At 65.0% G+C, this 24,212-nt stretch carries 17 protein-coding genes and 2 pseudogenes; 9 read left to right on the top strand and 10 right to left on the bottom strand.

All coding sequences use genetic code 11. The features are described from left to right. Nucleotides 1-409 precede the first annotated feature (409 nt). The 3 genes from RT131_RS18930 to RT131_RS18920 all read left to right on the top strand — a co-directional run bounded on the left by RT131_RS18930 (nucleotide 410) and on the right by RT131_RS18920 (nucleotide 3,833). Nucleotides 410-1,525, top strand: a complete 1,116-nt coding sequence (locus tag RT131_RS18930; protein ID WP_313174461.1) for a saccharopine dehydrogenase NADP-binding domain-containing protein — start codon at nucleotides 410-412, stop codon at nucleotides 1,523-1,525. 97 nt (nucleotides 1,526-1,622) lie between these two features. Further along, on the top strand, nucleotides 1,623-2,009 hold the full coding sequence (locus RT131_RS18925; RefSeq protein ID WP_313174460.1) for a BlaI/MecI/CopY family transcriptional regulator: 387 nt from the start codon (nucleotides 1,623-1,625) through the stop codon (nucleotides 2,007-2,009). 3 nt (nucleotides 2,010-2,012) lie between these two features. Beyond that, on the top strand, nucleotides 2,013-3,833 hold the full coding sequence (locus RT131_RS18920; protein ID WP_313174458.1) for a M56 family metallopeptidase: 1,821 nt from the start codon (nucleotides 2,013-2,015) through the stop codon (nucleotides 3,831-3,833). 181 nt (nucleotides 3,834-4,014) lie between these two features. Here the strand turns inward: RT131_RS18920 and RT131_RS18915 are convergent. The 3 genes and pseudogenes from RT131_RS18915 to RT131_RS18905 form a co-directional block, all read right to left on the bottom strand. Then, a pseudogene (locus RT131_RS18915) lies at nucleotides 4,015-5,097 on the bottom strand (ribonuclease H-like domain-containing protein); the annotation flags it as partial. 68 nt (nucleotides 5,098-5,165) lie between these two features. Continuing rightward, nucleotides 5,166-7,583, bottom strand: a pseudogene (locus RT131_RS18910) (DEAD/DEAH box helicase); the annotation flags it as partial. A 132-nt stretch (nucleotides 7,584-7,715) separates the two neighbouring features. Next, nucleotides 7,716-9,911 (bottom strand): IgaA/UmoB family intracellular growth attenuator, encoded by a 2,196-nt coding sequence (locus tag RT131_RS18905; RefSeq protein ID WP_313174457.1) that lies wholly within the window; start codon nucleotides 9,909-9,911, stop codon nucleotides 7,716-7,718. A gap of 260 nt (nucleotides 9,912-10,171) precedes the next feature. Between RT131_RS18905 and RT131_RS18900 the strand changes: the two genes are divergently transcribed. The 3 genes from RT131_RS18900 to rlmF all read left to right on the top strand — a co-directional run bounded on the left by RT131_RS18900 (nucleotide 10,172) and on the right by rlmF (nucleotide 12,577). Then, entirely contained in the window at nucleotides 10,172-10,654 is a 483-nt protein-coding gene (locus RT131_RS18900) for a hypothetical protein (RefSeq protein WP_313174478.1), read from the top strand. A gap of 89 nt (nucleotides 10,655-10,743) precedes the next feature. Further along, nucleotides 10,744-11,406 carry a dTMP kinase gene (gene tmk / locus RT131_RS18895; RefSeq protein WP_313174455.1) on the top strand — a complete coding sequence of 221 codons (663 nt, stop codon included), beginning with the start codon at nucleotides 10,744-10,746 and terminating at the stop codon, nucleotides 11,404-11,406. A 181-nt stretch (nucleotides 11,407-11,587) separates the two neighbouring features. Continuing rightward, nucleotides 11,588-12,577: a 23S rRNA (adenine(1618)-N(6))-methyltransferase RlmF gene (gene rlmF, locus RT131_RS18890; RefSeq protein WP_313174454.1), complete on the top strand. Its 990-nt coding sequence runs from the start codon at nucleotides 11,588-11,590 to the stop codon at nucleotides 12,575-12,577. A 163-nt stretch (nucleotides 12,578-12,740) separates the two neighbouring features. Here rlmF and RT131_RS18885 read toward each other — a convergent pair whose 3' ends face one another. The 7 genes from RT131_RS18885 to RT131_RS18855 form a co-directional block, all read right to left on the bottom strand. Continuing rightward, nucleotides 12,741-13,922, bottom strand: coding sequence for a DUF3667 domain-containing protein (locus RT131_RS18885; protein ID WP_313174453.1), 1,182 nt, complete (start codon nucleotides 13,920-13,922; stop codon nucleotides 12,741-12,743). A 178-nt stretch (nucleotides 13,923-14,100) separates the two neighbouring features. Beyond that, nucleotides 14,101-14,550, bottom strand: a complete 450-nt coding sequence (locus tag RT131_RS18880) for a nuclear transport factor 2 family protein (RefSeq protein ID WP_313174452.1) — start codon at nucleotides 14,548-14,550, stop codon at nucleotides 14,101-14,103. 300 nt (nucleotides 14,551-14,850) lie between these two features. Further along, complete coding sequence (locus tag RT131_RS18875) at nucleotides 14,851-16,272, bottom strand: TIGR00366 family protein (protein ID WP_313174451.1); 1,422 nt, start codon at nucleotides 16,270-16,272, stop codon at nucleotides 14,851-14,853. Between the two features lie 190 nt (nucleotides 16,273-16,462). Continuing rightward, on the bottom strand, nucleotides 16,463-17,104 hold the full coding sequence (locus RT131_RS18870; protein WP_313174449.1) for a hydrolase: 642 nt from the start codon (nucleotides 17,102-17,104) through the stop codon (nucleotides 16,463-16,465). Nucleotides 17,105-17,187: 83 nt separating this feature from the next. Further along, nucleotides 17,188-17,484 carry an antibiotic biosynthesis monooxygenase gene (locus RT131_RS18865; RefSeq protein ID WP_313174447.1) on the bottom strand — a complete coding sequence of 99 codons (297 nt, stop codon included), beginning with the start codon at nucleotides 17,482-17,484 and terminating at the stop codon, nucleotides 17,188-17,190. Between the two features lie 90 nt (nucleotides 17,485-17,574). Then, complete coding sequence (locus RT131_RS18860) at nucleotides 17,575-18,264, bottom strand: isochorismatase family protein (protein WP_313174445.1); 690 nt, start codon at nucleotides 18,262-18,264, stop codon at nucleotides 17,575-17,577. 169 nt (nucleotides 18,265-18,433) lie between these two features. After that, complete coding sequence (locus tag RT131_RS18855) at nucleotides 18,434-19,300, bottom strand: pirin family protein (RefSeq protein ID WP_313174443.1); 867 nt, start codon at nucleotides 19,298-19,300, stop codon at nucleotides 18,434-18,436. 126 nt (nucleotides 19,301-19,426) lie between these two features. Here RT131_RS18855 and RT131_RS18850 point away from each other — a divergent pair, with 126 nt between their 5' ends. From RT131_RS18850 to RT131_RS18840, 3 genes are all read left to right on the top strand, one after another. Next, on the top strand, nucleotides 19,427-20,332 hold the full coding sequence (locus RT131_RS18850; RefSeq protein WP_313174476.1) for a LysR family transcriptional regulator: 906 nt from the start codon (nucleotides 19,427-19,429) through the stop codon (nucleotides 20,330-20,332). 85 nt (nucleotides 20,333-20,417) lie between these two features. Next, nucleotides 20,418-21,602, top strand: a complete 1,185-nt coding sequence (locus RT131_RS18845; RefSeq protein WP_313174442.1) for an OmpA family protein — start codon at nucleotides 20,418-20,420, stop codon at nucleotides 21,600-21,602. A gap of 499 nt (nucleotides 21,603-22,101) precedes the next feature. Further along, complete coding sequence (locus RT131_RS18840) at nucleotides 22,102-24,015, top strand: peptidase M61 (RefSeq protein ID WP_313174474.1); 1,914 nt, start codon at nucleotides 22,102-22,104, stop codon at nucleotides 24,013-24,015. Nucleotides 24,016-24,212: the final 197 nt, after the last annotated feature.

The raw sequence follows: 24,212 nt of genomic DNA, 5'->3' as shown, positions 1-24,212 counted from the left end.
CAACCTCCCCCTTGGCTGCGCCAAAGGGGAGGGGCCAAAGCTCCCTCCCTTGCGCAACGCGCAGGGGAGGGTTGGGGAGGGGTGCTCTTTGCAGGAACGTTGATCCACGAGCCCAAGCAACAGCCAAAGCCACCCCCTCCCAACCTCCCCCTTGGCTGCGCCAAAGGGGAGGGGCTACAGCTCCCTCCCTTGCGCAACGCGCAGGGGAGGGTTGGGGAGGGGTGCTCTTCGCAGGAACGTTGATCGACGAGCGCAAGCAACAGCCAAAGCCACCCCCTCCCAACCTCCCCCTTGGCTGCGCCAAAGGGGAGGGGCCAAAGCTCCCTCCCTTGCGCAACGCGCAGGGGAGAGGGCGATGCGGTGCATTCCTCGCCGATAATCCACCCAGCAATCGACGCAGGAAGATCCGATGTCACAGCAGGAAAGCTGTCGTGTTCTGGTGTTGGGCGGTTACGGTCATTTCGGCGCGCGCATCGTGCGCGCACTTGCGATTACACCGGGCATCAAAGTCATAGCCGCTGGGCGCAATCCAGCGCAGGCCGCAGCCAATCTGCACGGTGTGGATCTGGCGACCATCGAGTTGTGCCGGCTGGATACCGCCGCCGCTGATTTCGAGGTACAGCTTGCGTATACGCGAGCAGCCTTGGTCATCCATACCGCAGGGCCGTTCCAAGGGCAGGGCTACGATGTGGCACAGGCCTGCCTGCGTGCGGGCATGCACTACATCGATCTGGCCGACGGCCGCGACTTTGTCGCCGACTTCCCGCAGCAGTTGCAGGCCCTGGCCGAACAGACGCAACGCAGTGCGATCAGCGGCGCCAGCACCTTGCCGGCGCTGTCCAGCGCGGTGGTGGATGCACTCGCCCCGCAGTTCGATCAGCTGCACAGCATCGACATGGTGATTGCACCCGCACAGGCCACGCCGCTGGGCATGGCCACCGTGCGTGCGGTGCTGTCGTATTGCGGCAAGCCGTTCGAGTGCTGGCTGGATGGCCGCTGGCAGACGGTGATCGGCTGGGCCGATCCGCAGCCGGTGCGCTTCGCCCGCATCGGTCCGCGCCTGGCTTCGCCCTGTGATGTGCCGGACCACACGCTGCTGGTGCAGCGCTATCCGGGCGTGGCGACCGTGCGCTTCCGCGCGGCGCTGGAGTTGCCGTTCCTGTCGCGCTGCCTGGCTGCGATGGCCTGGCTTCGGCGCATGGGCCTGCCATTGCCGATGGAAGCGCTGGCCGGCGTATTTGCCCGCGCTGGTCGCTGGTTCGATCGCTTCGGTACCGATCTTGGCGGCATGCGCATCACCCTGCGTGGCCAACGCGGCGTCCTGCAGCACATTGTGCATTGGGATCTCACTGCTCCAATGCTGCACGGTCCGGAGATTCCGACCTTCGCGGCCGTGCTGCTGGCACGCCGTTTCGCCCGCGGCGAAGTGTTGCCGATCGGAACCCATGCCTGTCTTGGGCTGTTGACGCTGGCCGAGTTCGAGAGCGAGTTCGCGCGCTGGCAGATCGACAGCGCCGTCAGCTGAATCATTCAGCCCGGCAGCGGTCGGGGTGCCATCCGGGCTATTGACTACAAATGTAGGCAGATCTACCGTGACGACAAATGTAGTCACGGAGACGGCCATGCGCCGCAAGACCATCGGGGACCAGGAACTGGCCCTGCTGCAGTACATCGGAGAGAACGAACCCACCAGCGTCGGCGAGGTTGCCGCACGCTTCGGTGAGGCCCGCGGACTGGCCCGCTCCACCGTGCTGACGATGATGGAGCGCCTGCGCAACAAGGGCTACCTGCAGCGCGAGCAGGACGAGGGCGTGTACCGCTACTGCACCACGGCCGAGCAGCAGGACGTGGTCAACGGCGCGGTCGGCAGCTTCGTCGAGAAGACCCTGCAGGGCTCGATCTCGCCGTTCGTGGCGTGGATGTCGGAGAAGGCCGAGGTCAGCGACAACGAACTGGCCGAACTGGAAGCACTGGTCAGCAAGCTGCAATCGCAGCGCCGGGAGGACTGAGCCATGTCGATGACGCTTGAGTTGTTGGGCAGCCGCCTGTTGGCGACCAGCGTGCAGACCGCGCTGTTGGCTGGGCTGGTGTGGCTGCTGTGCCGATATGTGCGACGGCTGCCGGCCAGCACCCAGTGCGCGCTGTGGTGGCTGGTGGCGGTGCAGGCGGTGGTTGGCCTGTTCTGGGTGTCACCGCTGGAGTTGCCGCTGCTGCCTGCGGTCGAGGCTGCACCGGTGGTGGCACAGGCTGCCGCAACCGCTGCGCCGGTGACTACCGCACCGCTCATCGTGATGCAGCCCTTGCCGGTGGACAGCAACTGGTCATGGAGCCTGGTGCTGATGGCGTTGTGGGCCGCCGGTGTATTGGTGATGGCCTTGCGCACCGCGCTGGCGTATCGCGCCAGCCGTGCCCTGCTGCGTGCCGCACAGCCCTGCCACGACCACAAGCTCAACGCCGCACTCGCGCTGGCCGCCGATGCGCATGGCCTGCACCGCGCACCGCGCCTGATGCTCAGCACTGCGATCGACTCGCCGCAGCTGATTGGACCGTGGCGTCCGGTACTGCTGTTGCCGGCACGTGGCCTGCAGCGCATGGGCGACGACCAGCTGGACATGGCCTTGACCCATGAGCTGGTGCATCTGCAACGCCATGACCTGTGGCTGGGATTGGTGCCTGCGCTCGCCCAGCACCTGTTCTTCTTCCATCCGGTGGTGCACCTGGCCGCCCGCGAATATGGCATTGCCCGCGAAGCCGCGGTGGATGCCGCGGTGGTCGCCGGTGACCGCCACTGCCGCCAACACTACGGGCGCCTGCTGCTGCAGCTGGGCGTCGCTCCCCGGCCCGGTGCTGGTCTGGCCAGCGCGTCGCCGACCTTCCTCAGCCTCAAGCGGAGATTGCTCATGTTGCAGGACACTTCTTCCTTCCCGCGCGTCGGTGCGGCCCTGATCATCGCTGCCGTCGCGCTGGTCGGCGTAGCACCGCTGCGGTTGGTGGCGATGCCGGTACCGCCTGCGCCACCCGCACCGCCTGCTCCTGTGGCCGCGCCCGTCGCGCCGGTTGCGCCAACTGCACCGGTTACCCGCTCGGCGACACGTACGGTAGTTGCCGGCACTGCGGTACCCGCTGCACCGCCTGCGCCGCCAGCACCACCGGCATTGGTCGTGCCACCCGCACCGCCGGCGGCCCCGCCAGCCCCCGCTGCACCACTCCGCACGCAAGGCGTTATCCACCTTTCCAGCAACCAGAACGCCGATGGTTATGTGCTGATCAGGGGCAACCACAACGTCATGAATGGCAGCGTCGCCGACCTGCGCGAAGCCAAGCAACTGGACGATGGCAAGGGCGTGCTGCTGGTACGCCGTGATGGCAAGCGCTATGTGGTGCGTGATGCGGCAACCTTGTCGCGCTTTGAGCAGCTACATGCCGAGACCGTGCGTCTGGCTGATGCGCAGGGTCGGCTGGGTGACCGGCAGGGAGCGTTGGGTGACCGCCAGGGGCAGATCGGTGAGCGCATGGGCGAGATCGGCGCACGGATTGGTGAGTTGGCGAGTGAGCAGGCGCAGCTGGCATTGAGTTCGGGTGAACGTACCGCCGCACAACGCCGCGCGTCTGAAGAGGCACGGCGCAAGCTTGATCAGGCCCGCGAAGAAATGCAGAACCCGGCGATGCGTGCGGAGATGGAAAGCCTGGCCGCACAGCAGGTGGCCTTGGGCAAGCAGCAGGCGGAGCTGGGCAGGCAGCAGGCAGCAGCCAGTGCCAGGGCCAATCGTGATGCGGAGCAGCTGATTCGCGAAGCGATCAGCAGTGGAGTCGCGCAGCCGCTTGGTGGGTGATGTTCTGGGAGGGTTCGCTGGGGCTTGGCTTTAGAGCTGAAGCAAAAGCACCCCTCCCCAACCCTCCCCTGCGCTTCGCGCAAGGGAGGGGGCCAAGCTCTGCTCCCTCCCTTTGGCGCAGCCAAGGGGAGGGTTGGGGAGGGGTAGGCTCTTGAAGTGAAGCGAGAAGAGCAACTGAAACTCAGCGCTCAGCTTCCAACGCCAACTCCGCCCGCTCATCTGCTTCCGCCTGCACCAAGCGCAGGAACAGCTGCGCCAATGTCACCACATCCTGATGGTTATGCTCACCAACACGGCGCAGGTTGCGCGCGCTGCCACCGCGCAGGTAGCTCAGCCACGCCGCAGGCGCTTCCGAACCCGGCAGGTCATCCTCGCGTGCGATCAGCAGCAACTGCCGTTCGATGGTCGCCAGCCGGCAGTTCTCCCAGGTACCGCGATAGCGGCGGCGGGTGGGGAACAGCAGGTCCACGTGATCCAATGCCGAAATCGGATCACCGCGCCGCGCCAACCGGTAACGCGTCTTCAACAACGGCGCGTCATAGCAGCGGCCGTTGTAACTGGACAGCACGGTCGTTGGGGCCAGCCAGCTGGCGAACAGCTCCAGCATCGCGCTCTCCGCACCCATCGTCGACATCAGCAGCTGGCGCACGCGCAGGCCTTCGCCGCGCGCTGCATCGTGATGCCAGTCGGCGGCACCGATCATGAAGGCACGGGTACCGGTGCCGCCGGCCAGGCCGGTGGTTTCGGTGTCGAAGAACAGCAGATCCTGCGGTGCGACGGATTCTTCAGGACGTTTGCTGAAAGCCAACGACAGCGCTTGCGTTGGAATTGCCTGCGGGATGAAGGCTTCGATCAGGTGCAGGCCAGGTGCAATCTCGGTGCCGGGTAGATCACGATCCACCGGGCCACGTTCGACCTGTTGTGCAGGAGCGATGGCACGGTTGCGTGTCGCCAACAAGCGCCGCAATGCGGCGCCGTCCTGCGGGGCCGCGGGTTTGTGCTGGATCTGATCGACCCATCCAAACACCGAAGATTCCGTCTTCGGCTTTTGTGGGAGCGGCGTCAGCCGCGAAGCCACTGCTGTATCCGAAGCCGGAGAAGAAACCGATGCATCCGGAGCAACCGGCAATGCTGCAGGGTCCCCCATCGCTGGCTTCGCGGCTGACGCCGCTCCCACAAAAGCCATGGGCGCTGCGGGCTCCACAGGCGCTGCCGTTGCCAGCCCCGCTTGCTTACGCAGGGCCTTCAGTTTGTCCAGGCTGATGCTCATGGCAGCAGGTCGAGCGCCTCATCGGCGGCAACCGCCTGCACCTGGTCGCAACGCTCGGCGGACAGCAGCGACAGCACCTTCAAGGCCAGCGAACGCGGCGTCTCGCCCTTGTCCTCTTCCTGTGCCGCCAGCACCGGGCCCACGCAGGCGGGGCAGCCGGCATTGCAGTCGCAGCGCTCCACCAGCTCCAGGGCGCGCTGCACCAGCTCGCCCTGGCGCTGCCATAGCGGCTCGCTCAGGCCCACGCCGCCGGGGAAGTTGTCGTACAGGTATACCGTCGGCACGAAGCTCTGCATCAGCTCCACCGCGCCTTCGCCGGCTTCGTTGCCGCGCAGCTGGCCACGGCCGGTCTGGTCGGCTACCGCAAACCAGGCACCGTCACCATTGCCCACCGCCTTCTGCAGGTCGCGGGCGTCGGCCATCACCGCCACGGTGGCGACGATGTGCAGCGCATAGGCGGCACCGAGGAAACCATCCAGCGCGTCCTGCTTCTGCGCGAAGCTGCGCAGCAGCGTGGCCTGCGGCAGCTGCCACCAGACGGCGGTGGTATGCAGTTCCTGGTCGGGCAGGTTGACCGGGCCGTAGCCGATGTTCTCATGCGTGTAATAGCGGATCTTCTTGTAACCGGCCACGCGCCGCACCACATGCACTTCGCCGTGGTGTGAATCGCCACGGCCGGCGCCGTTGCCATCAAAGCGGTCCAGTACTTTCAGCTTGGTGTAGTCGATGCTGTCGGTGTAGTAGTCGACGTGCGTGCGGGTCACGTAGGCCTTGCGGCCGTCCCAGTCCAGCCGCTCCACCTGGTACGGCGTGCTCTGCACCATGTGGATGGCGCCTTCGTACAGGGTCAGCGCAGCGGCGGAATAGTCCACCTCGGCGATGATCTGCTGCTTGCCGTCGCTGCGGTCCACCACCACGAAGTTGCCATCGGCCACCGCGCGCAGGCTCACCGCATTGGCGGGGTAGCTGTCGGCAATCCATTCCCAGCGGTCGCCTTCCTGGTGCACCACTTCGGTTTCGGCCAGGGCCTGCAGGAATACCAGCGGATCGATCGGCCCGAACGGTTCGCCTGCGAGGAATGGCAGCTCGAAGGCGGCGCAGCGGATGTGATCGAACAGGATCAGCGGCTGGTCCGGCGAGATGCGTGCGTGCTCGGGCGTGGCATTGGCGAAGAAATCCGGATGCCGCACCACGTACTGATCCAGCGGCTGGCTGCTGGCCACCATCACGCCGAGCGCGGCCTGCTGGCGGCGACCGGCGCGGCCGAAGCGCTGCCACGTCGCCGCAACGCTGCCGGGGTAGCCGTTGAGGATGACCACGTCGAGTGCACCGATATCCACGCCCAGCTCCAAGGCCGAGGTGCTGACGATGCCGTCGATGTTGCCGGCACGCATCGCCCGTTCCACCTCGCGGCGCTCGGTCGGCAGGTAGCCGCCGCGGTAGGCGCGGATGCGCGCCGGCTTGCGCGGGTCGTTATCGAAGATGTCCTTCAGGTACTTGGTCAGCACCTCCACCATCAAACGCGTCTGCGCGAACACCAGCGTCTTCAAGCCGCTCTTGATCGCGATGCGGGCAATGCGGTTGGCCTGGGAACGCGCCGAGGCGCGCAGGCCAAGATCCGGGTTGATGACCGGTGGGTTCCACAGCAGCACGTGCTTGGGCCCCGTCGGTGCGCCAGACTCGGTGATCGCATGCACCTTCTCTTCCACCAGCGCCTCGGCATGCGCATGGGGGTTGCCGATGGTGGCCGAGCACAGGATGAACTGCGGTTGCACGCCATAGAACGCACAGATGCGCTTGAGCCGGCGCAGCACATTGGTGACGTGGCTGCCGAATACGCCGCGATAGGTGTGGATCTCGTCGATCACTACATAGCGCAGGTTCTCGAAGAACTGCGCCCACTTGGTGTGGTGCGGCAGGATGGCCTGGTGCAGCATGTCGGGGTTGCTGACCACGATATCGCCGTGCAGGCGGATCGCCTGGCGCGCATCGCCGGGGGTATCGCCATCGAAGGTGAAGGCCTTGACCCCGAGGTCGCCGGCCCGGTTCAGCTCCAGCAGCTCGGCCACCTGGTCCTGCGCCAGCGCCTTGGTCGGGAACAGGTAGAGCGCCTTGGCATTGCCCTGCATCGCTGCGCTGACCACCGGCAAGGTGTAGCACAGCGATTTGCCGGAGGCGGTGGGGGTGATGATGGCGACGTGCTCGCCGCGCTGGCTGGCATTCCAGGCCTCGGCCTGATGCGAATACAGCTGCTCGATGCCGCGTGCTTTCAGCGCGGCTTTCAGTGCCTCGGGCACGTCATCGGGGATGGGGGCATAGCAGCCTTCGCGGCCCGGAATGGTGAAACTGCCGGTCACCCGGTCCTTGTAGCGCCGCGCCAGGCGCTGGCCGAGCAGCGAGCCGTCACGCGAGGGCAGGCCATCGGTGGTTGCCAGCGCCCGTTCGCTGGCTTCGGTGCGGGGAGCGAGGGAAAACGCCATGCACGGACTGCCGATCAAAGAGCCTTATGGAAGCATATCGCCGTCTCAATGGCTGAGACGGCGATATGCCGAAGCGAACGGCATGTCTGCGCAGTACGCCGCTCTCCAGGTTTTGGTCCTTCCCGGCGAAGCTCAGAACATCTGTTGCTGCCCGGGGGGCGGGCGCTTGCGCATATCCTCGGTCAAGGCCGTACGCCGCCGCCTGGCGTCGCGTATGCCAATGAACAGCCGTGGCAGTTGGCTGCCAAGCAGGGCCAAGGTGAGCAGAAGCAGCAAAGTGCCGCCGATGGCGGAGGGCGTTTTGCTGGGGTCGCCGTCCAGCGCCGACAGTTCCACACGCAGGCCGTTGCCGGTTTGGGTCACTCCTATGACGCGGGCATTGATCTGGAATGGTGACTCCTTGCCCAGCAGCTGCTGGGTGCGCTGCCATTGCTCCAGCAAACCGTTCGCGCCGTGGTGGTCGCCGCTTCCGTAGTCGCCACCGCTATCAGCATCCTCGGCAGAAGGATCTGCAACACGTTCATCCATTGCCAGCGTCACCCCATCCTCGCCCTGAGCCAGAATCTGCGCTGTCTGCCTGGACAGCGCGTGGGCAATGTCGGCGGAGGCGAAATCGCGGGTAAGCCCGCGGATGTTCTCGACGTCAGCGATGTTCAGTTCGATGCTGTTGAAGGCAGGTGGAAAATCCCCCAGCTTGCGCAGTTCCTGCGCCAGCGCCGGCCAGTCCGTCAGCAACCTGCTGCCGTTCTCATCATGGACTTCGAGCTGCAGCGCTCGTGCCAGCGAGCTCTTCAATGCATCACATTCGGCGGATGCGGTGGCGCAAACGGTCTCCAGCAGAGTCACCAGGTCATGCAGCCCACTGACTTCCAGCACCGACGGGGATGCGCCCAACGGATAGTTGCCCGTGCCAGCCATCATCGCGGTGAGCATCGCCTGTGAACTGGACCTGCGTGTCTGCAGGTAATTGCCCGAGTACAACGCCATGAGCGCTGGATCCAGTTGGAGCGAGCCCGCCTTGACGGGCTTGCCGCCCCAGCGGATCTGCAGGCAATCGGCGCCGGCAATCATTTCGCCGGAGTCGTCGCGGTGCGATGCGGGTGCACAGAACCCCGTACCGGAGAGCTGCAGCGTATCGCCGCGCGATGGCGGATTCTTCAGCAGCGATTGCGCGCTTGCATCCTCGCGCACCTTGCCGGGCATGATCGCGGCAATGCTGGTTTTCAGCTTCGGGATGACGCCATCATTTCCCGCCAGCGACAGCATCAGCGCAAACCCGCCCACCAAGCTCAGCAATAGCGGTGTGCGCCAGCGGGCTTCAGGGAAGCGTCGCTGTTCGTCTTCCAATGACCAGCCGTTGCCGAGCCCGAGGACTCGGCCACTGTCGCGGTCAACCTCGATTTCGACCGATTCGCCGGAAGTGACGCGGCCGCTGTTGCGCCAATGAGCGGGCAGGTGCAGCTTCAGGCTGTCGCCGAGAAGTGCATGGGTGTTGACCACGGCGGCGTTGCCGGCAGCGCGCTGGGTGAACATCAACAGCGGGCCGCGGGCGCGATCAACCTGGCGTCGTGGGAGGGCATCCGCGCGTGGGCGCCGCAGCGCCAGCAGGATGCCGACAAGCACGCAGCCCAACCCGCCAAGGATGAACATCGTCTGCGCAATCCTGCCCAACGGGCACGCGCCAAGCCACAGCAGGATCGCCGCTGCCAACCAGGCCAAGGCCAGCGCTTTTTTCCAGCGTTGCTGCAGGCGCAGCTGCGCTTCGACCGCGGTCTCGGTGCGCTGATGCAACCATTCAACCGAATCAGCAGTCGGCGTGGTTGGGGCAGCCGGCGCAACGCTTCCGGGAGCACGCTCGGATCGCGCGGGTGCGGCGTCTGTTGCGGCGGCGGTGGCTGGCGTACCTGCTACCGCACGCTGGCGGCCGCCCACCACATCGAAGCCGTTCAATGTGACGACGATGGCGATATCGCCGGAAATCACCACTTCCGCGTCGTTTTCGGCGCCCACAAACGCCGGGGCGTCGTAGGGCATCAGCACGGTCACGTCATTGATGGTGTCGTGCAGGGTGGTGCCACTGTTGATGCTCACGCCATGCTGGCGGTACGGCCCTGTCAGGCGGCGGACCTCGGGCTGGAACAGCAAATTCTCCGTGACCTTCAGCGGCTCCAGGGCTGCGATTTCCGGTTCCGTCAGCGGGCGTGTGACCGGCGTCCTGCGTAATACCTGCAAGGCATCATGGTTGGCCGAGCGCCGTGACTGGTAGATCAGATAGCTGACCAGGGCGAAACCCAGCAGCAACAGTTTCACAACGATATAGAAGCTCATGAATGCAACCTCTGCGCGGCTGCCCCATTTGAGCGCGCATACGCGCCTGCCATCCTGGCCATCGTTCCTCCTATGAACTGATCGGCGAAATCCGTTTTTTTGCTGCAGTCAGTGACCGTCGCCAGGCACTGCACCGATGAATGTGAATGGACATCATGGGTGCCCAGCCACCTGCCACGAAATTTGAAGGTGGCGTCGGTAATATCGTGTGGCTCGGGCGTTCATGATAGGACGGGTAGGTGATGTGGCGATACAGGACGATGCTGGTAGTGCTGGGGGCCCTGGCATGCTTCCACGCGCAGGCCCAACAAGTGCCGGTAGCACCGCCTGCGGAAACCACCGCTGCGCCTGAAGCGACCCTGCCGACGGATCAGGATGCGCAACTGCCTGCAGGGCAGGACAACGTCACCACCCTGGGTGAGGTGCGCGCGATCAAGCCCGAGGACGACGAGCCGCTGGATCTGTACCGCTTCAAGAACCCGGTACAGGCCGCGCCCAACCGTTTCAGCAAGAACTGGAGCGAGCCACCCACGCCGGAGCAGGTGGGCATGAGTGGAGGCTACCTGATGATGGGTATCGGCTATGGCCTGATGAAGGCTGGGCAAGGCTTGAACAAGCTCACCGGCGGCCCTGACCAGATCCAGTCGGCCATCGCCCGGCCGCCGCCGGAGCTGACCGAGCAGGAGCGACAGCGAGCCGCCGAGTACTGTGCGATCAACGGCTGTACGGCGCCCGAGCGCTGAGCACAGGGCGTTCCGGCCAGGGCATTGGCGGGGCAGGGGAGCCGCGCCAATCCGAGCGATATTGGCCGGATCGGATTAAAGTAGCGCCCATGAACAATCAACAGATTCCCGGCGGCCTGCTCATTGCCATCGAAGGCATTGATGGCGCCGGCAAGACCACGCTCGCCCACACCCTGGCCCAGCACCTGCGCGCTGCAGGCGCACAGGTGGTGCTGGGCAAGGAGCCGACCAATGGTCCGTGGGGCACCCGTCTGCGTGCTACCGCTGCCACCGGCCGGTTGAGCCCGGAGCAGGAGGTCGAATACCTGCTGCATGACCGTCGCCAACATGTGGAAGAAGTGATCGCCCCCGCGCTGGCGCGGGGCGAGATCGTCATCCTCGATCGCTATTTCCCGTCGATGGTTGCCTACCAGGGCGCCGCCGGCCTGCCGCTGGACGAGATGCTGCAGGCCAACGATTTCGCGCCGCGCCCGAACCTGTTGCTGTTGCTGGACCTGCAGCCGGAGCAGGGGCTGGAGCGTATCCGCGCCCGTGGCGACAAGCCCAATCACTTCGAAACCGCACAGAACCTGGAACGTTGCCGGCTGATCTTCCAGCAGCTGGAGCTGCCCAACAAGCAGATCATCGATGCCAGCCAGAACGAAGCCGAAGTGCTGGCTGATGCGCATGCGGCGATTGTCGCGGCCTTGGCGCTGCGCGTGGGTGACCACGGCGCGCAGCTGCTGCAGAACGTGCAGGGTTCGGAGCTGTAGAAAGCAGCCGTAGCTGGCAGCGCCCGCATCCCACGTTGTGGAAGCGGCGTCAGCCGCGAAGCTGAGGCTGTTGAAGCGCAGGTAGCGTGTGCCATCTGATGATGTACGTGCTTCGCGGCCGACGCCGCTCCCACAAACAGTGAAAGCCTCTGGCTTGTCGCTACTGGCATCCAACAAGCACATGACTTCTTCGCCTCGACGCCCACGTGCCAAGCCCATTGCTGCACCGGCACAGCCGCTCCTGCATCCCCGCAACCGTCACCAGGGCCGCTATGACCTGGTGCGGTTGGTCGCGGCAAACCCTGCATTGCGTGCGCATCTGATCCGTACCCCGGCCGGCACCGACAGCATCGATTTCAGCAATCCAGCCGCCGTGCGTGAACTCAACCGCGCGCTGCTTGCCAGCGACTACGGCATCCAGCAATGGGATATCCCGGATGGCTATCTCTGCCCGCCAGTTCCGGGTCGGGTGGATTACCTGCACGGTCTGGCGGATCTGCTGGCTGCAGACAATGACGGCGCAATTCCACGTGGACCCGCGGTGCGCGCGCTGGATATTGGCGTCGGTGCCAACTGCATCTATCCCCTGCTTGGGCAGGCCGAGTACCGCTGGCGCTTCCTCGGCAGCGATATCGATGCGGATGCGTTGCAGGCCGCCAATGCCAATGTGCAGGCCAATGGTCTCGGCCAGATCATTGAAGTGCGCCAGCAGCATGCACGCGGCAACCTGTTCGCTGGCCTGCTGCAGGCCGATGAGCGCTTCCACCTGACACTGTGCAACCCGCCGTTCCATGCCTCGGCCAACGAGGCGGCACAGGGCAGCCAGCGCAAGCTGCGCAATCTGGGCAGCGCGCAGGCAGGCAGCCGCAAGGCGCCTGCGCTGAACTTCGGTGGCCAGGCCAACGAACTGTGGTGCACCGGTGGTGAGGCCTCATTCCTGCGCCGGATGATCCGCGAGAGCGTGGATATCCAGCACCAGGTGCTGTGGTTCAGCTCGCTGGTGGCCAAGAGCGAGCATTTGCCCGATATCCACAAGCAGTTGGCCAAGGTTGGCGCGGGCGAGGTGCGTGAAGTAGCGATGGCGCAGGGCAACAAGCAGAGCCGGTTTGTTGCCTGGAGCTTCCATGGCGAGGCGGCGCGCAAGGCCTGGATGCAGGCAACGCAGGCTTGAATCGTCAGGCCGTAGACCGGGTAAGCGCGGCGCACCCGGGAAGCAGGGAACACAACGTCCGTCCGAGCACGCGCCAACAGCCCCGGGTGCGCTGCGCTTACCCGGGCTACAGGGGCCGATCAGGTTCTTCTCAGGGGCATGGCGCCCGGGCTTCAAACCGGCTTCAAGCCGACACGCCGGCCAGTACCGCGTACATCACCACGAAGGTGACCAGGAAGAAATAGATGAAGCCGATGAAGCTGTAGCGCAGCAGCGTCAGGATCGGGTTGCCACCGTATACGCGCTGCTGCATCCAGAACAGGTAAATCGGCACCGACAACCACAACAGTGCGTACAGCCAGCCACAGAGCGTGCTGATCGCTGCGCTGCCGATCGCACCACTGATACCGGCGATGAGGAAGGTGCTCAGCAACACCAGCATCAACCAGCAGTGGCTGTACAAGGCCACTACCAGGTGTTCGAGGTAGCCCATCTGCCGCTGCCTGATATAGGCGACGCGCAGCACCAGCGCGAAGATCGGCATCAGGAAGAACAGCGCACCGGGCAGCGAGGTCAGGATGGCCTGGACATACAGGTCGGTCTTGTTGCCCATGCGCTCGACATTGGCCTGGCCATTGGCCAGGCGGCGATTGAGCCAGTTGCTGACGAACTTCGGCCAGCCCTCCAGCACGATGGGGTTGGTCTCGGCGTCCCAAGGCTTGCCGTTGACCGGGACATTGATGAAGACGGCCTTCTTCTCGGCCCTGACGCGGTCCGCTGCGTCGTTGGCGCGCGCCAGCGCCGAGTCGGTAGCGCTGCGTGCGGAAGGCGCTGCCTGCGCTTCAAGCTCGGCGCGGCGTTGCGCCGCCGACGTGTTGACCGCGGCCATGGCCACGGCGAATGCCGCGGCGGCGGCGGGCGTCGCTTTCTGCTGCTGCTCCAGCTGCGCAACCTGTGCTGCCCGCGTGGCTTCCACCTCGGCCACGGTTTGCGCCTTGGCATAGGCCTGATCGGCGTTGTTGCCGGTGCCGAAATCGTCGCTATGCAGGGTCAGCTTGCCGACGAAGAAGGTGAACAGGGTGAGGATCACGAACAGCCGCAGCGGCTGCACATAGCCGACGCGCTGGCCCTTGAGGAAGTTGACGGCAATCCGGCCCGGCACCAGCAGGTCACGCAGGGTGCGGAAAATGCGACCGTCCAGGTGCCAGAACGATTCGAACACCTCTTCGACCGCATGCCCGAAGTTCTTCAGTGGGTTATGCGCCGACTGCCCGCAGCCATGGCAGTAGTGGCCCTGCAGCGGCGTGCGGCAGTTCTCGCAGGCACCGTGCTCGGAAGTGGAATGCACGACTTCGGTCTGGCTCATGGGCTGGCGCGGCGGGCAACGGTTGGAAGCCGCATACGATAACGGGGTTTTCCGGCTTCGTTCAGTATCCGTTACAAAAAATACCCGCCGAAGTAGAGCCCCTCTCCCGTTTACGGGGGAGGGGTTGGGGTGGGGGAAGCTCCTCGCTCGTAGACCCCAAAGCCCAAGCCCCCAAGCCTCAACCGCCCCGCACCTTCCGATGCCACAGCGCATTGACGATCACCCAGCGCCCGTCAAACCGTCCCATCTGCAGGTGATCGATGAACCACGGGCTCTCCAGCCGCACCGTGGCGATGTCCTCGTCCACCTGCAGCACCGTCACCGTGCGCTGCCACCGCTCGCGCGGCGTCTTCAGCGCGCCCTCGCGGGTGAAGCGGATCAGCTCATCCGAGCTCATCCGGCCCAGGCCCAGGGTTTCATTGGGATTGGCAACCACATTGCGCTTGGCCAGATCCGGATGCAGCGCCCGCGTCACCCGTGCGACATCGCCTTCCAGCTGACCGTCCATATAGTCGTAAGCAGTGGCCTCGATGGCCTGCAGGGTGGCTGCATCGGGTGGCGCCGCGACGGCGTTGCCGGCAAAGCAGAGCATTCCCACAACAAACACGCGTAGTGCAGCTGACAGCATGGCCGGCTCCTGATGGGTGGTGGCTGGGGAATCGTGGCAGTTGCGGGTGGAGATGCAATGGGCTGGAGGTCATCAAGGTGAAGATCAAAAGCTACCCCTCCCCAACCCTCCCCTTCGCCTCCGGCGAAAGGGAGGGGGCGGAAGGTTGCGCTGCTCTGCTCCTCCCCTTTGGCGAAGCCAAGGGGGAGGTTGGGAGGGGGTGCTTGCATGCCCTTGGTTTTGATTTCATCCAACCAATTGCAAGAAAGCAGAACGCCACGCAATGCGTGGCGTTCTGCGTTCAATCGTAGCGGCAAACCGTCAAGGCATTACGGGTGGCGTATACGCCAGCGTCGCACCCAGCGCCCACAACAGCAGCAGCACCAGCGGGGTATGCACCAGCAGCTGCACGAAGGTGAAGCCGATCAGGTCGCGGGCCTTCAGGCCGAGCACGCCGAGCAGCGGCAACATATAGAACGGGTTGATCAGGTTGGGCAGGGCTTCGGCGGCGTTGTAGATCTGCACCGACCAGCCGAGGTGGTAATGCAATTCATTGGCCACCTGCATCACGTACGGGGCTTCGATGATCCACTTGCCACCGCCGGAGGGGATGAAGAAGCCCAGCACCGCCGAATAGCTGCCCATCAGCAGCGCGTAGGTGTCGTGGCTGGCGATCTGGGTGAAGAAGGTGGAGATGATGTGGGCCACGCTATGGCCTTCGCTGCCGTTGACCGTGGTCATGATGGCGGCGATGGAGCCGTACAGCGGGAACTGGATCAACACGCCGGTGGTGGACGGGACGGCGCGCGAGACCGCATCGAGGAAGCTGCGCGGGCGCCAGTGCAGCAGCGCGCCAGCCATCAGGAACAGAAGGTTGTAGGTGTTCAGGCCGGAGATCGCCTGGATCGCCGGCTTGGTGCTGAACTCGTGGATCAACCAACCCGCGGCCAGCGCAACCAGCAGCAGGATCAGCAGCGGGCTGTGTTCCAGCCACTCGCCGGGGCGGGTGGGCTTGGCCTTGGCCGGGGCGGCATCGGCGCTGACATCCACGCCGCAGTCGGCGGCATCGCGCGCCGAGTTGGCGGCAGGTGCGGTGACGTAGGCAATGATCAGCGATACCACCACCAACGCGGCCAGCAATACGCCGGACTGCCACAGGAAGATGGTTTCAGTGAACGGGATGACGCCGGTGATCGACAGGATGGACGGTGGCAGGCTGGCCGGGTTGGCCTGCAGCTGTGCGGCCGAAGAGGACAGGCCCAGGGCCCAGACCGCACCGAGGCCAAGATACGCCGCCGCGCCAGCAGCGCGGTAATCCATCTTCAGCTCGCTGCGGCGGGCCAGGGCGCGTACCAGCAGGCCGGCAAACACAAGGCTCAGGCCCCAGTTCAACAACGATGTGGTCATCGACACGATGGCGACCAGTGCCACCGCGCTGCGGCCGTTCTTCGGCACGCGGGCCAACCGATCTATCAAGCGCGAGGCCGGACCCGAAGAGGCCACCACATAGCCGCCGATCACCACGAAGGCCATCTGCATGGTGAAGGGGATCAGGCTCCAGAAGCCGTCGCCGAAGGCCTTGGCGGTGTCGGTAGGCGCGGCGCCAATGGACAGCGCCGCAAGCGAGACGGCGGCCAGGGCGAGGGCGGCGAACACCCAGGAGTCGGGGAACCAGCGTTCGGCAAAATTCGCACAGCGGATCGCAAAGCGCGCCGAGGCGGTGTCTTGGGTGGTGGGCTGCATGGGGCGGATACCGTGGGGAAGCAACCCGGGGACGGTAACGCGGCAGCGACGATGCGCGGAACTGGACCTTTGGATAGTGCCCGCGTATTCATGCACGAGAGCCAGGGCCGGCACGATGCCCGTTGATTTCCCGAGTGCAGCCACCGTTCTCCCTCTTCGTTTGCCGGAGAGGGAGAGCGGCACTATCTGCTTACTCGGCAGCGTCGTAGGAGAACTGGATACCCGCGGTACCACCGGTGCTGATGAACAACTCCATGAACTGCTTGGCGGTGTCGGCGCGGCTCCAGTCGCGCTGCAGTTCGCAGAACAGCTGCGGCACGCTGATCATCTTGCCGCCGGCCTGCTCGATGCGGCGCAAGGCCGCATCGTGCGCGGCCAGCGAGGTGCCGCCCACGGCATCCACCGGTACATACACCTCATAGCCTTCGCGCAGTGCGTCCAGCGCCGGGAAGGTGAGGCAGGCCTCGGTCCACAGTGCGGTCATGATCAGCTTCTTGCGGCCGGTGGCTTCCACGGCCTTGCGGAACTCCACGTCTTCCCAGGAGTTGATGGTGGTGCGGTCGTAGGTGGGCTCGTCTTTCAGCACGCGACGCAGCTGCGGGATCGGCGGGTGGTTCAGGCCGGTCTTCACGTTGACCGTGGAGTGCACGATCGGCAGGCCGTAGACCTTGCCGGCCTTGGCCACGCCGACGATGTTGTTGACCAGCAGCTGGCGATCCATCGAGGCGATGGAGTTCACCTGTACCGGCTGGTAGTCGATGACGATCAGTGCCGAGTTTTCCGGGGTCAGCAGGTCGTCGCGCTGGGGGTCACGCTTGGTTTCACTGGTCATGGCGGGGTTCCTTTCTGGGGTGCTGAAGGCGCAGCACGCGCTTGGGCATCGCGCCGTGTATGGCGGCGGGATAAACGGGGGACTTAGTTGACGAGGTCCATGAAGTACGCCGCTTCCGTGCGCTCGACGGCGTCGGCGTGGTGCGCTTCGAAGTACTTGATGTGCGGGCCGTGGTGATGGTGTTTCTCGCGCAGCTCGTGGCTGGCCCAGTGCTCGACGAAGATGAAGCGGCGTGGGTCCGCCTGGTCGCGATACAGGTCATAGCGCAGCGCGCCTTCTTCCTTGCGCGATGCTTCGACGACGACCTTCAGTGCATCGTGCAGCTGTTGCTCGCGGCCCTGTTTGGCGTAAAGAACGACATTGATGAATAGCTCGGACATGGGGCGTCTCCGGCAATACCTGCTGTTGCACGTTCAATGGCGATGCTGGCTCCGCCTTGCGGCTGCTGCGGAGCCAGTTCGCGATAGGGCTCAGCTGCGCTGTGAATCCAGCTGCTCGTGGTTGGTCACCACTTCCTGTGCCTTGCTGTAGCTCTCGATCAGCAACTGGTAGTTGGGGAAGATGTTGGTGTAGGCCTGCGCCCATTCGGCGGCGTCTTCGCGGTTCCAGGTCTTCTGCAGTTCAGAGGCGACCGCAGCCACATCGATGACCACGACGCCGGCCTGCATCATCCGCGCCAGGGTGATTTCCTGCGCCTGCTTGGAATAGGTGCCGGAGGCATCAATCACCGCGAACACCTGGTAGCCGTCGGCCACTGCGGCTATCGACGGGAACGCCATGCACACGCTGGTGATGGTGCCGGCGATGATCAGCTGCTTCTTGCCGGTGTCCTTCACTGCCTGCACGAAGTCCGGGTTGTCCCAGGCATTGATCTCGCCCTTGCGCGCCACGTATTTCGCGTGCGGCGCGTTCTGGTGGATTTCCGGAATCAGCGGGCCGTTCGGGCCCTGCGGCACCGAGGCGGTGGTGATCACCGGGATTTTCGCCAGCGAGGCCAGCTTGGCCAACGTCGAGGCCAGCCGCCGCAAGGTGGTGAACGGCATGTCGTGCACGGTCTGGAACAGGCCGCTCTGGTGATCGATCAACAGCATTGCGACGTTGTTAGGATCGATGACGGGTTTTGCGCCGTTGAAGTTGGCAACGTGAGGGAAGGTATACATGGCGAGACTCTCTTGGTCTGGATGGCATGGCACCGGGCTGAGTGCCGTGGTGCGGGGAAGAGATGACCGGGGTGGGCCCTGTCATTGGGGACTACGCTGTTGTTTGCTTGGTACTGACTTCGTTCGCCCTCACCCCAACCCCTCTCCCATGGGGAGAGGGGCTTGAGCATTACGCTGCGATCTGGCCGAAGCGGCCGGAGTTGAAGTCATCCATCGCCTGACGGATTTCTTCCTGCGTGTTCATCACGAACGGGCCGTAGCCGGCGATGGGTTCGTCGATGGGCTCACCGGCCAGTACCAACACGGTGGCGTCGGCATTGGCCTCCAGCTGCACTTCGCCGGCCTGGCGGTCAAACAGCACCAGCTGGCCTTCGCGGGCAACCTGGTTGCCGTTGAGCAGCACGGTGCCATGCAGGATCACCATTGCCACGGTGTGGCCTTCGGCGAACTGCAGCGTGGTGTGCTGGTCACGCGACAGCCGCAGGTCCCACACGTCCATCGGCGTATGCGTGCGGGCCGGGCCACGCTGACCGCCGAATTCACCGGCAATCACCCGCACCGTGCCGGCACCATCGGCCAGCGGCACCACCGGAATATCGGCATTGCTGATGTTCTGGTAGCCGGGCGCGGCCATCTTGTCCTTGGCCGGCAGGTTGACCCACAGCTGCACCATCTCCAGCTTGCCACCGCGCTGGGTGAAGGCTTCGGAGTGGAACTCCTCGTGCAGGATGCCGGAGGCAGCGGTCATCCACTGCACGTCACCCGGGCCGATCTCGCCACCGGCGCCGGTGGAGTCGCGGTGCGCCACTTCGCCGTCGTAGACGATGGTGACGGTCTCGAAACCACGGTGCGGATGCTGGCCGACGCCGCGCGGGGTCTGGGCCGGTGTGAACTCGGCCGGGCCGGCATGGTCCAGCAGCAGGAAGGGACTGAGCTGGCGGCCGTGGGTGTTGTACGAGAACAACGAACGGACCGGGAAGCCATCACCCACCCAGTGCGGACGAGGGGCGCTGTAGAGGCCACTGATCTTCTTCATCTGTCTGCTCCTTGTGCGGCGCCGGGAGGGCGCCTGCGATGGGGCAAAGATTAGGATTGGGACGATCACGCCGGTAGACGGCAAAAAGTGGTCTCATAGTCCTATCTGGTGAACGCTGGGGCAGTGATGCAGGACCTGAACGACCTTTACTACTACGCCAAGGTGGTGGAACACGGCGGCTTTGCCCCGGCCGGGCGCGCGCTGGGTGAGCCCAAGTCCAAGCTGAGCCGGCGTATCGCCCTGCTGGAGGAGCGGCTGGGCGTGCGTCTGATCCAGCGTTCCACCCGCCACTTCTCGGTCACCGAGGTCGGCCAGACCTTCTACGCGCACTGCCGCGCCATGCTGGTGGAGGCCGAAGCCGCGGCCGAGTCGATCGAACTGACCCGCTCGCAGCCACGCGGCGTGGTGCGGGTGAGCTGCCCGACCATGCTGCTGGATTTCCGGGTGGCGGCGATGGTGGCCGATTTCATGGCGCGCTGCCCGGACGTGGAGGTGCACCTGGACGCCACCAATCGCCGCGTCGATGTCATCGCCGAAGGCGTGGACGTGGCCATCCGCGTGCGTCCGCCGCCGCTGGAAGACAGCGAGCTGGTGCTCAAGGTATTGGCCGAGCGCACCCAGTGTCTGGTGGCCGCACCGTCGCTGCTGGAAACACATGGGCATTCGCACGGCCCGGCGGATCTGCATCTATTGCCGAGCGTGGCGCTTGGCGTGCCACAGGCCGAGCACGTCTGGCGCTTGATTGGTCCAGGCGGCGCGACGGCGGAAGTACCGCATCATCCGCGTCTGATCACCCGCGGCATGGTGGCGTTGCGTGCCGCGGCATTGGCCGGTGTGGGTGTGGCGCAGCTGCCGACGATGATCGTGCGCGATGCCTTGGATACCGGGCAACTGCTGAATGTCGCCCCGGACTGGGCGCCGCCGAAGGAGATCATCCACGCGGTATTCCCATCGCGGCGTGGCCTGTTGCCCTCGGTACGATTGTTCATCGACCACCTTGCCACCTCGTTCGCGGCGCTGGACGAATCCTGAGCATGCGTTGCCAAGCGTGCGGCGGTCACGGAAATTGAACAAGGTGTTGGCAAAAATGCGGGTATCGCACAAAGGGAGTTGCTGCATGCGTGTTGCTGTCGTGTCACTGGCTTGTCTCAGTGTTCTTGTCGCCGCCTGCGGGCGCGATGCACCTGCCGATCAACCTGCTGCTGCAACGCCGGAAGCTGCGCCTGCGGCGACCGCTGCCGCAACGGCCCCCAACGCGGAAGTGCTGACTGCAGGCAGCATCGAATTCCCGGTGATCCCGACCATCATGGTGCCCAGCATCGTTGGCAGCGGCCCGGCGCAGAAGCGGCTTGAGCAATCGATGCAGTCGCTGATCGATCCGGTCGCCGGCATCAGTGTGCGCCCGGCCAACTGCGCCACCGATGGTGGGCTGGTCAATGAAAGCGGCTTCACCAATGTTGACGCGCAGGGCAACCTGGAGCGCGTCGGCGGCCACGGCGTGTTCAACATCGGTGCCGATGGCAGCGGCCAGGCGGTAACCGGCGACGGCGTGGTGGAAGTGAAGCCCGATGGCAGCGGCAGCGTCGTCAACGATGCCGGTACCTTCGAGGTGAATGCCGATGGCTCCGGCAGCTATGTCGGCGCGCACGGCAATATCGAACTGGACGGCAAGGGTGCCGGCAGCTGGGTGGGAAGTTTCGGCACCATCGAGAACCACGGTGATGGCTCGGGCAGCTGGGTGGGTGGCGATGGCAACATCGAGATCAACGCCGATGGCTCTGGCAAATGGATTGGCGGCCCTGAAGGCATCGTTGAAAATCGGGGCGATGGCACCGGTACCGTGGGCGCGGTACCGCGCGAAGTGAAGATGGCGCCGTTGCCGCCGCTGCCGTCGGCCGGCAAGTTCCCGCTGCTGGACAAGTTCAAGCCCTCCGGTGCGCCCTGCGGCTATGTCATCACCCTCAATGACAAGGTGCTGTTCGATTTCGACAAGGACGTGATCCGTCCGGATGCCGGCAAGGTGCTGGATGTGCTGGCGACGGCGCTGGGCAAGGTGCCATCCAGCGCGATGGAAATCCGCGGCCATACCGATGCCAAGGGCAGTGACGATTACAACCAGGACCTGTCCGAGCGCCGTGCCCAGGCCGTGCTTGCAGCATTGCGCCAGCGGGGCAGCGCGACCGACGCGGCTGCACGCGGTTACGGTGAATCGCAGCCGGTGGCGCCAAATGAGATCAATGGCAAGGACAACCCCAGCGGCAGGCAGCTCAATCGGCGCGTGGAGATTTTTGTCCGCACGTAAGCCTGGGGTCTGTTTGTAGGAGCGGCGTAATCCGCGAAGCCACTGTTGCTTCCGAAGCAGCGGATAGCCAAATCCAACCCAGCCAACAACAATCGCCACGTCTGCCAGACCAGCAGGCATTCGTGGCTTCGCGGCCTGCGCCGCGCCTACAGATCGGGGCTGGCCGGTGTTTTTTTTTGGTGCATGGAGCCCCTGCCGAGCATGGCTCGGCACTACACCCCCTCCCTTTGGCCGCAGGCCAAGGGGAGGGCTGGGGAGGGGTGCTTTTGAAGTTGGCTTGGAAAGCTTCTGCCGAGCATGGCTCGGCACTACACCCCTCCCTTTGGCCGCAGGCCAAGGGGAGGGCTGGGGAGGGGTGCTTTTGACGTTGGCTTGGAAAGCCTCTGTCGAGCATGGCTCGGCACTACCGGTGATGTGTTGATGACCATCGGCCCGTGTCATGCAGCGCAGGCTTGTCGCATGATGGCCCTCTCAGACAAGCGAGAGGTTGGTGATGCATGTGTTCCGTCCTGCAGTACTGGGGCTGGCCCTGATGGCCGCCATGGGCTTGGCCAACGCGGCGCCGGATGTGCCGGACGTGGATGCACGCGGCGTCAAGATCAGCGAGGCTGCGTACCCGGGCACCATCCGCCTGGAGGTGGACGCCACCGACCTGGGCCAGCGCGTGTTCAAGGTGCGCCAGACCGTGCCGGTGCAGGCCGGCCTGCAACGCTTCCACTACCCGGCCTGGTTGCCGGGCAACCATTCGCCCACCGGCCAGATCGAGAAGCTGGCTGGACTGGTGATCAGCGGCAACGGCCAGCGCCTGGACTGGGTGCGTGACCCGCTCGACGTCTACACCTTCAACGTGCAGGTGCCCGAAGGCGTGAGCGAGCTGCGCATGGACTTCCAGTTCCTCAGCCCCACCGATTCGGCGCAGGGCCGAACGGTGATGACGCCGAACATGCTCAACCTGCAGTGGAACGCGATGCTGCTATACCCGGCCGGGCACGCTGCGCATGCCATCACCTACCAGGCCAGTGCGCGCTACCCGCAGGGTTGGGAAGCGGCCAGCGCCCTGAGCGTGGCCAGCCGCAGCGGTGACACCGTCAACTACGCGCCGACCAACCTGGAAATCCTGGTGGACTCACCTGTGTTCGCCGGCCGCTACCACCGCATGTTCGACCTGGCACCGGCCGGCACCCGGCCGGTGCGGCTGAACGTGTTTGCCGACCGCGCCAAGGATCTGGACGCCAAGCCCGAGCACATCGAGCAGCACCGCGCGCTGGTGGCGCAGGCCCGCAAGCTGTTTGGTGCCGAGCACTACGACCACTACGACTTCCTGTTCGCGGTGACCAACCAGCTCGGCGGCATTGGCTTGGAGCACCAGCGTTCCAGCGAGAACAGCGAAGATCGCGATTACTTCAGCGGCTGGGACGCCAAGGTCGGCAGCAGCGACCTGCTCGGCCATGAGTACACGCATTCCTGGGATGGCAAATACCGTCGTCCGGCTGACCTGGCCACGCTCAACTACAACGTGCCGATGCAGGGCAGCCTGCTGTGGGTGTACGAAGGCCAGACCCAGTACTGGGGCAATGTGCTGACCGCGCGTTCCGGCATCCGTCCGCAGGAGGCCTCGCGCGATGCCCTGGCGATGGTGGCGGCCACTTATGCCGACAACCGCCCGGGCCTGGAATGGCGTTCGCTGGGTGACACCACCAACGACCCGGTGATCGCCCGCCGCAAGCCCAAGCCCTATCGCGGCTACCAGATGAGCGAGGACTACTACCAGGGCGGGCAGATGCTGTGGCTGGAAGCCGACGTGCGCCTGCGCACGCTCAGTGGCGGCAAGCGCAGCCTGGATGATTTCGCCAAGGCCTTCTTCGGCCAGAACGACGGCCAATGGGAGCGCCCGGACACCTATACCTTCGAGGACGTTGCCGCGACGCTGGAGCAGGTGCAGGCCACCGGCGACTGGTCGCAGTTCCTGCGTGAGCGCGTGGACCATCGCGCCGGCCTGGTCGGTGGCATCGAAGCCGCAGGCTGGAAGCTGGTTTACAAGGACAAGCCCAGTGCCTATTTCAAGGCGATGATGAAGGGCCGCGGTGCCAACTTCATCTACTCGCTGGGTGTGGCGTTGAGCCCGGCCGGCTACGTCAATGAAGTGCGTTGGGACAGTGCCGCATTCAACGCCGGTGTTGGCACCGGCATGCAGGTGCTGGCGGTGAATGACCTGCAGTACAGCGCCGACGAGCTTGAAGAAGCCGTGCGTGCGGCCAAGGACAGCAAGCAGCCGGTGCGCCTGCTGGTCAAGGAGATGGACGTGTACCGCACACTGAGCATCGACTACCACGGCGGGCTGCGCTACCCGTCGCTGGAACGCATCGAAGGCAAAGCGGACTACCTGACCCCCATCCTCACCGCCCGCAAATAAGGCACCGTAGTGCCGAGCCATGCTCGGCATGGGGGGCACTGTAGTGCCGAGCCATGCTCGGCAAGGGGGCTTTACCGCAAAACCAAAGGCCCCCCTCATCCGCCCCTTCGGGGCACCTTCTCCCGCAAGCGGGAGAAGGGAAAAAGCCAAAGCCAAAGCCAAAGCCAAAGCCAAAGCCAAAGCCAAAGCCAAAGCCA

Origin of the sequence: Stenotrophomonas sp. (assembly GCF_032066555.1) — a bacterium.
GTDB lineage: Bacteria > Pseudomonadota > Gammaproteobacteria > Xanthomonadales > Xanthomonadaceae > Stenotrophomonas.
The sequence above is the reverse complement of the archived record's forward strand: the minus strand, read 5'-3'. Positions and strand labels throughout refer to the sequence as shown.

What these genes read in the sequence shown, in the direction of transcription:
- RT131_RS18930 (WP_313174461.1), top strand. Translation starts at nt 410, where the DNA reads ATGTCACAGCAGGAAAGCTGTCGTGTTCTGGTGTTGGGCGGTTACGGT.
- RT131_RS18925 (WP_313174460.1), top strand. Translation starts at nt 1,623, where the DNA reads ATGCGCCGCAAGACCATCGGGGACCAGGAACTGGCCCTGCTGCAGTAC.
- RT131_RS18920 (WP_313174458.1), top strand. Translation starts at nt 2,013, where the DNA reads ATGTCGATGACGCTTGAGTTGTTGGGCAGCCGCCTGTTGGCGACCAGC.
- RT131_RS18905 (WP_313174457.1), bottom strand. Translation starts at nt 9,911, where the DNA reads ATGAGCTTCTATATCGTTGTGAAACTGTTGCTGCTGGGTTTCGCCCTG.
- RT131_RS18900 (WP_313174478.1), top strand. Translation starts at nt 10,172, where the DNA reads ATGCTGGTAGTGCTGGGGGCCCTGGCATGCTTCCACGCGCAGGCCCAA.
- tmk (WP_313174455.1), top strand. Translation starts at nt 10,744, where the DNA reads ATGAACAATCAACAGATTCCCGGCGGCCTGCTCATTGCCATCGAAGGC.
- rlmF (WP_313174454.1), top strand. Translation starts at nt 11,588, where the DNA reads ATGACTTCTTCGCCTCGACGCCCACGTGCCAAGCCCATTGCTGCACCG.
- RT131_RS18885 (WP_313174453.1), bottom strand. Translation starts at nt 13,922, where the DNA reads ATGAGCCAGACCGAAGTCGTGCATTCCACTTCCGAGCACGGTGCCTGC.
- RT131_RS18880 (WP_313174452.1), bottom strand. Translation starts at nt 14,550, where the DNA reads ATGCTGTCAGCTGCACTACGCGTGTTTGTTGTGGGAATGCTCTGCTTT.
- RT131_RS18875 (WP_313174451.1), bottom strand. Translation starts at nt 16,272, where the DNA reads ATGCAGCCCACCACCCAAGACACCGCCTCGGCGCGCTTTGCGATCCGC.
- RT131_RS18870 (WP_313174449.1), bottom strand. Translation starts at nt 17,104, where the DNA reads ATGACCAGTGAAACCAAGCGTGACCCCCAGCGCGACGACCTGCTGACC.
- RT131_RS18865 (WP_313174447.1), bottom strand. Translation starts at nt 17,484, where the DNA reads ATGTCCGAGCTATTCATCAATGTCGTTCTTTACGCCAAACAGGGCCGC.
- RT131_RS18860 (WP_313174445.1), bottom strand. Translation starts at nt 18,264, where the DNA reads ATGTATACCTTCCCTCACGTTGCCAACTTCAACGGCGCAAAACCCGTC.
- RT131_RS18855 (WP_313174443.1), bottom strand. Translation starts at nt 19,300, where the DNA reads ATGAAGAAGATCAGTGGCCTCTACAGCGCCCCTCGTCCGCACTGGGTG.
- RT131_RS18850 (WP_313174476.1), top strand. Translation starts at nt 19,427, where the DNA reads ATGCAGGACCTGAACGACCTTTACTACTACGCCAAGGTGGTGGAACAC.
- RT131_RS18845 (WP_313174442.1), top strand. Translation starts at nt 20,418, where the DNA reads ATGCGTGTTGCTGTCGTGTCACTGGCTTGTCTCAGTGTTCTTGTCGCC.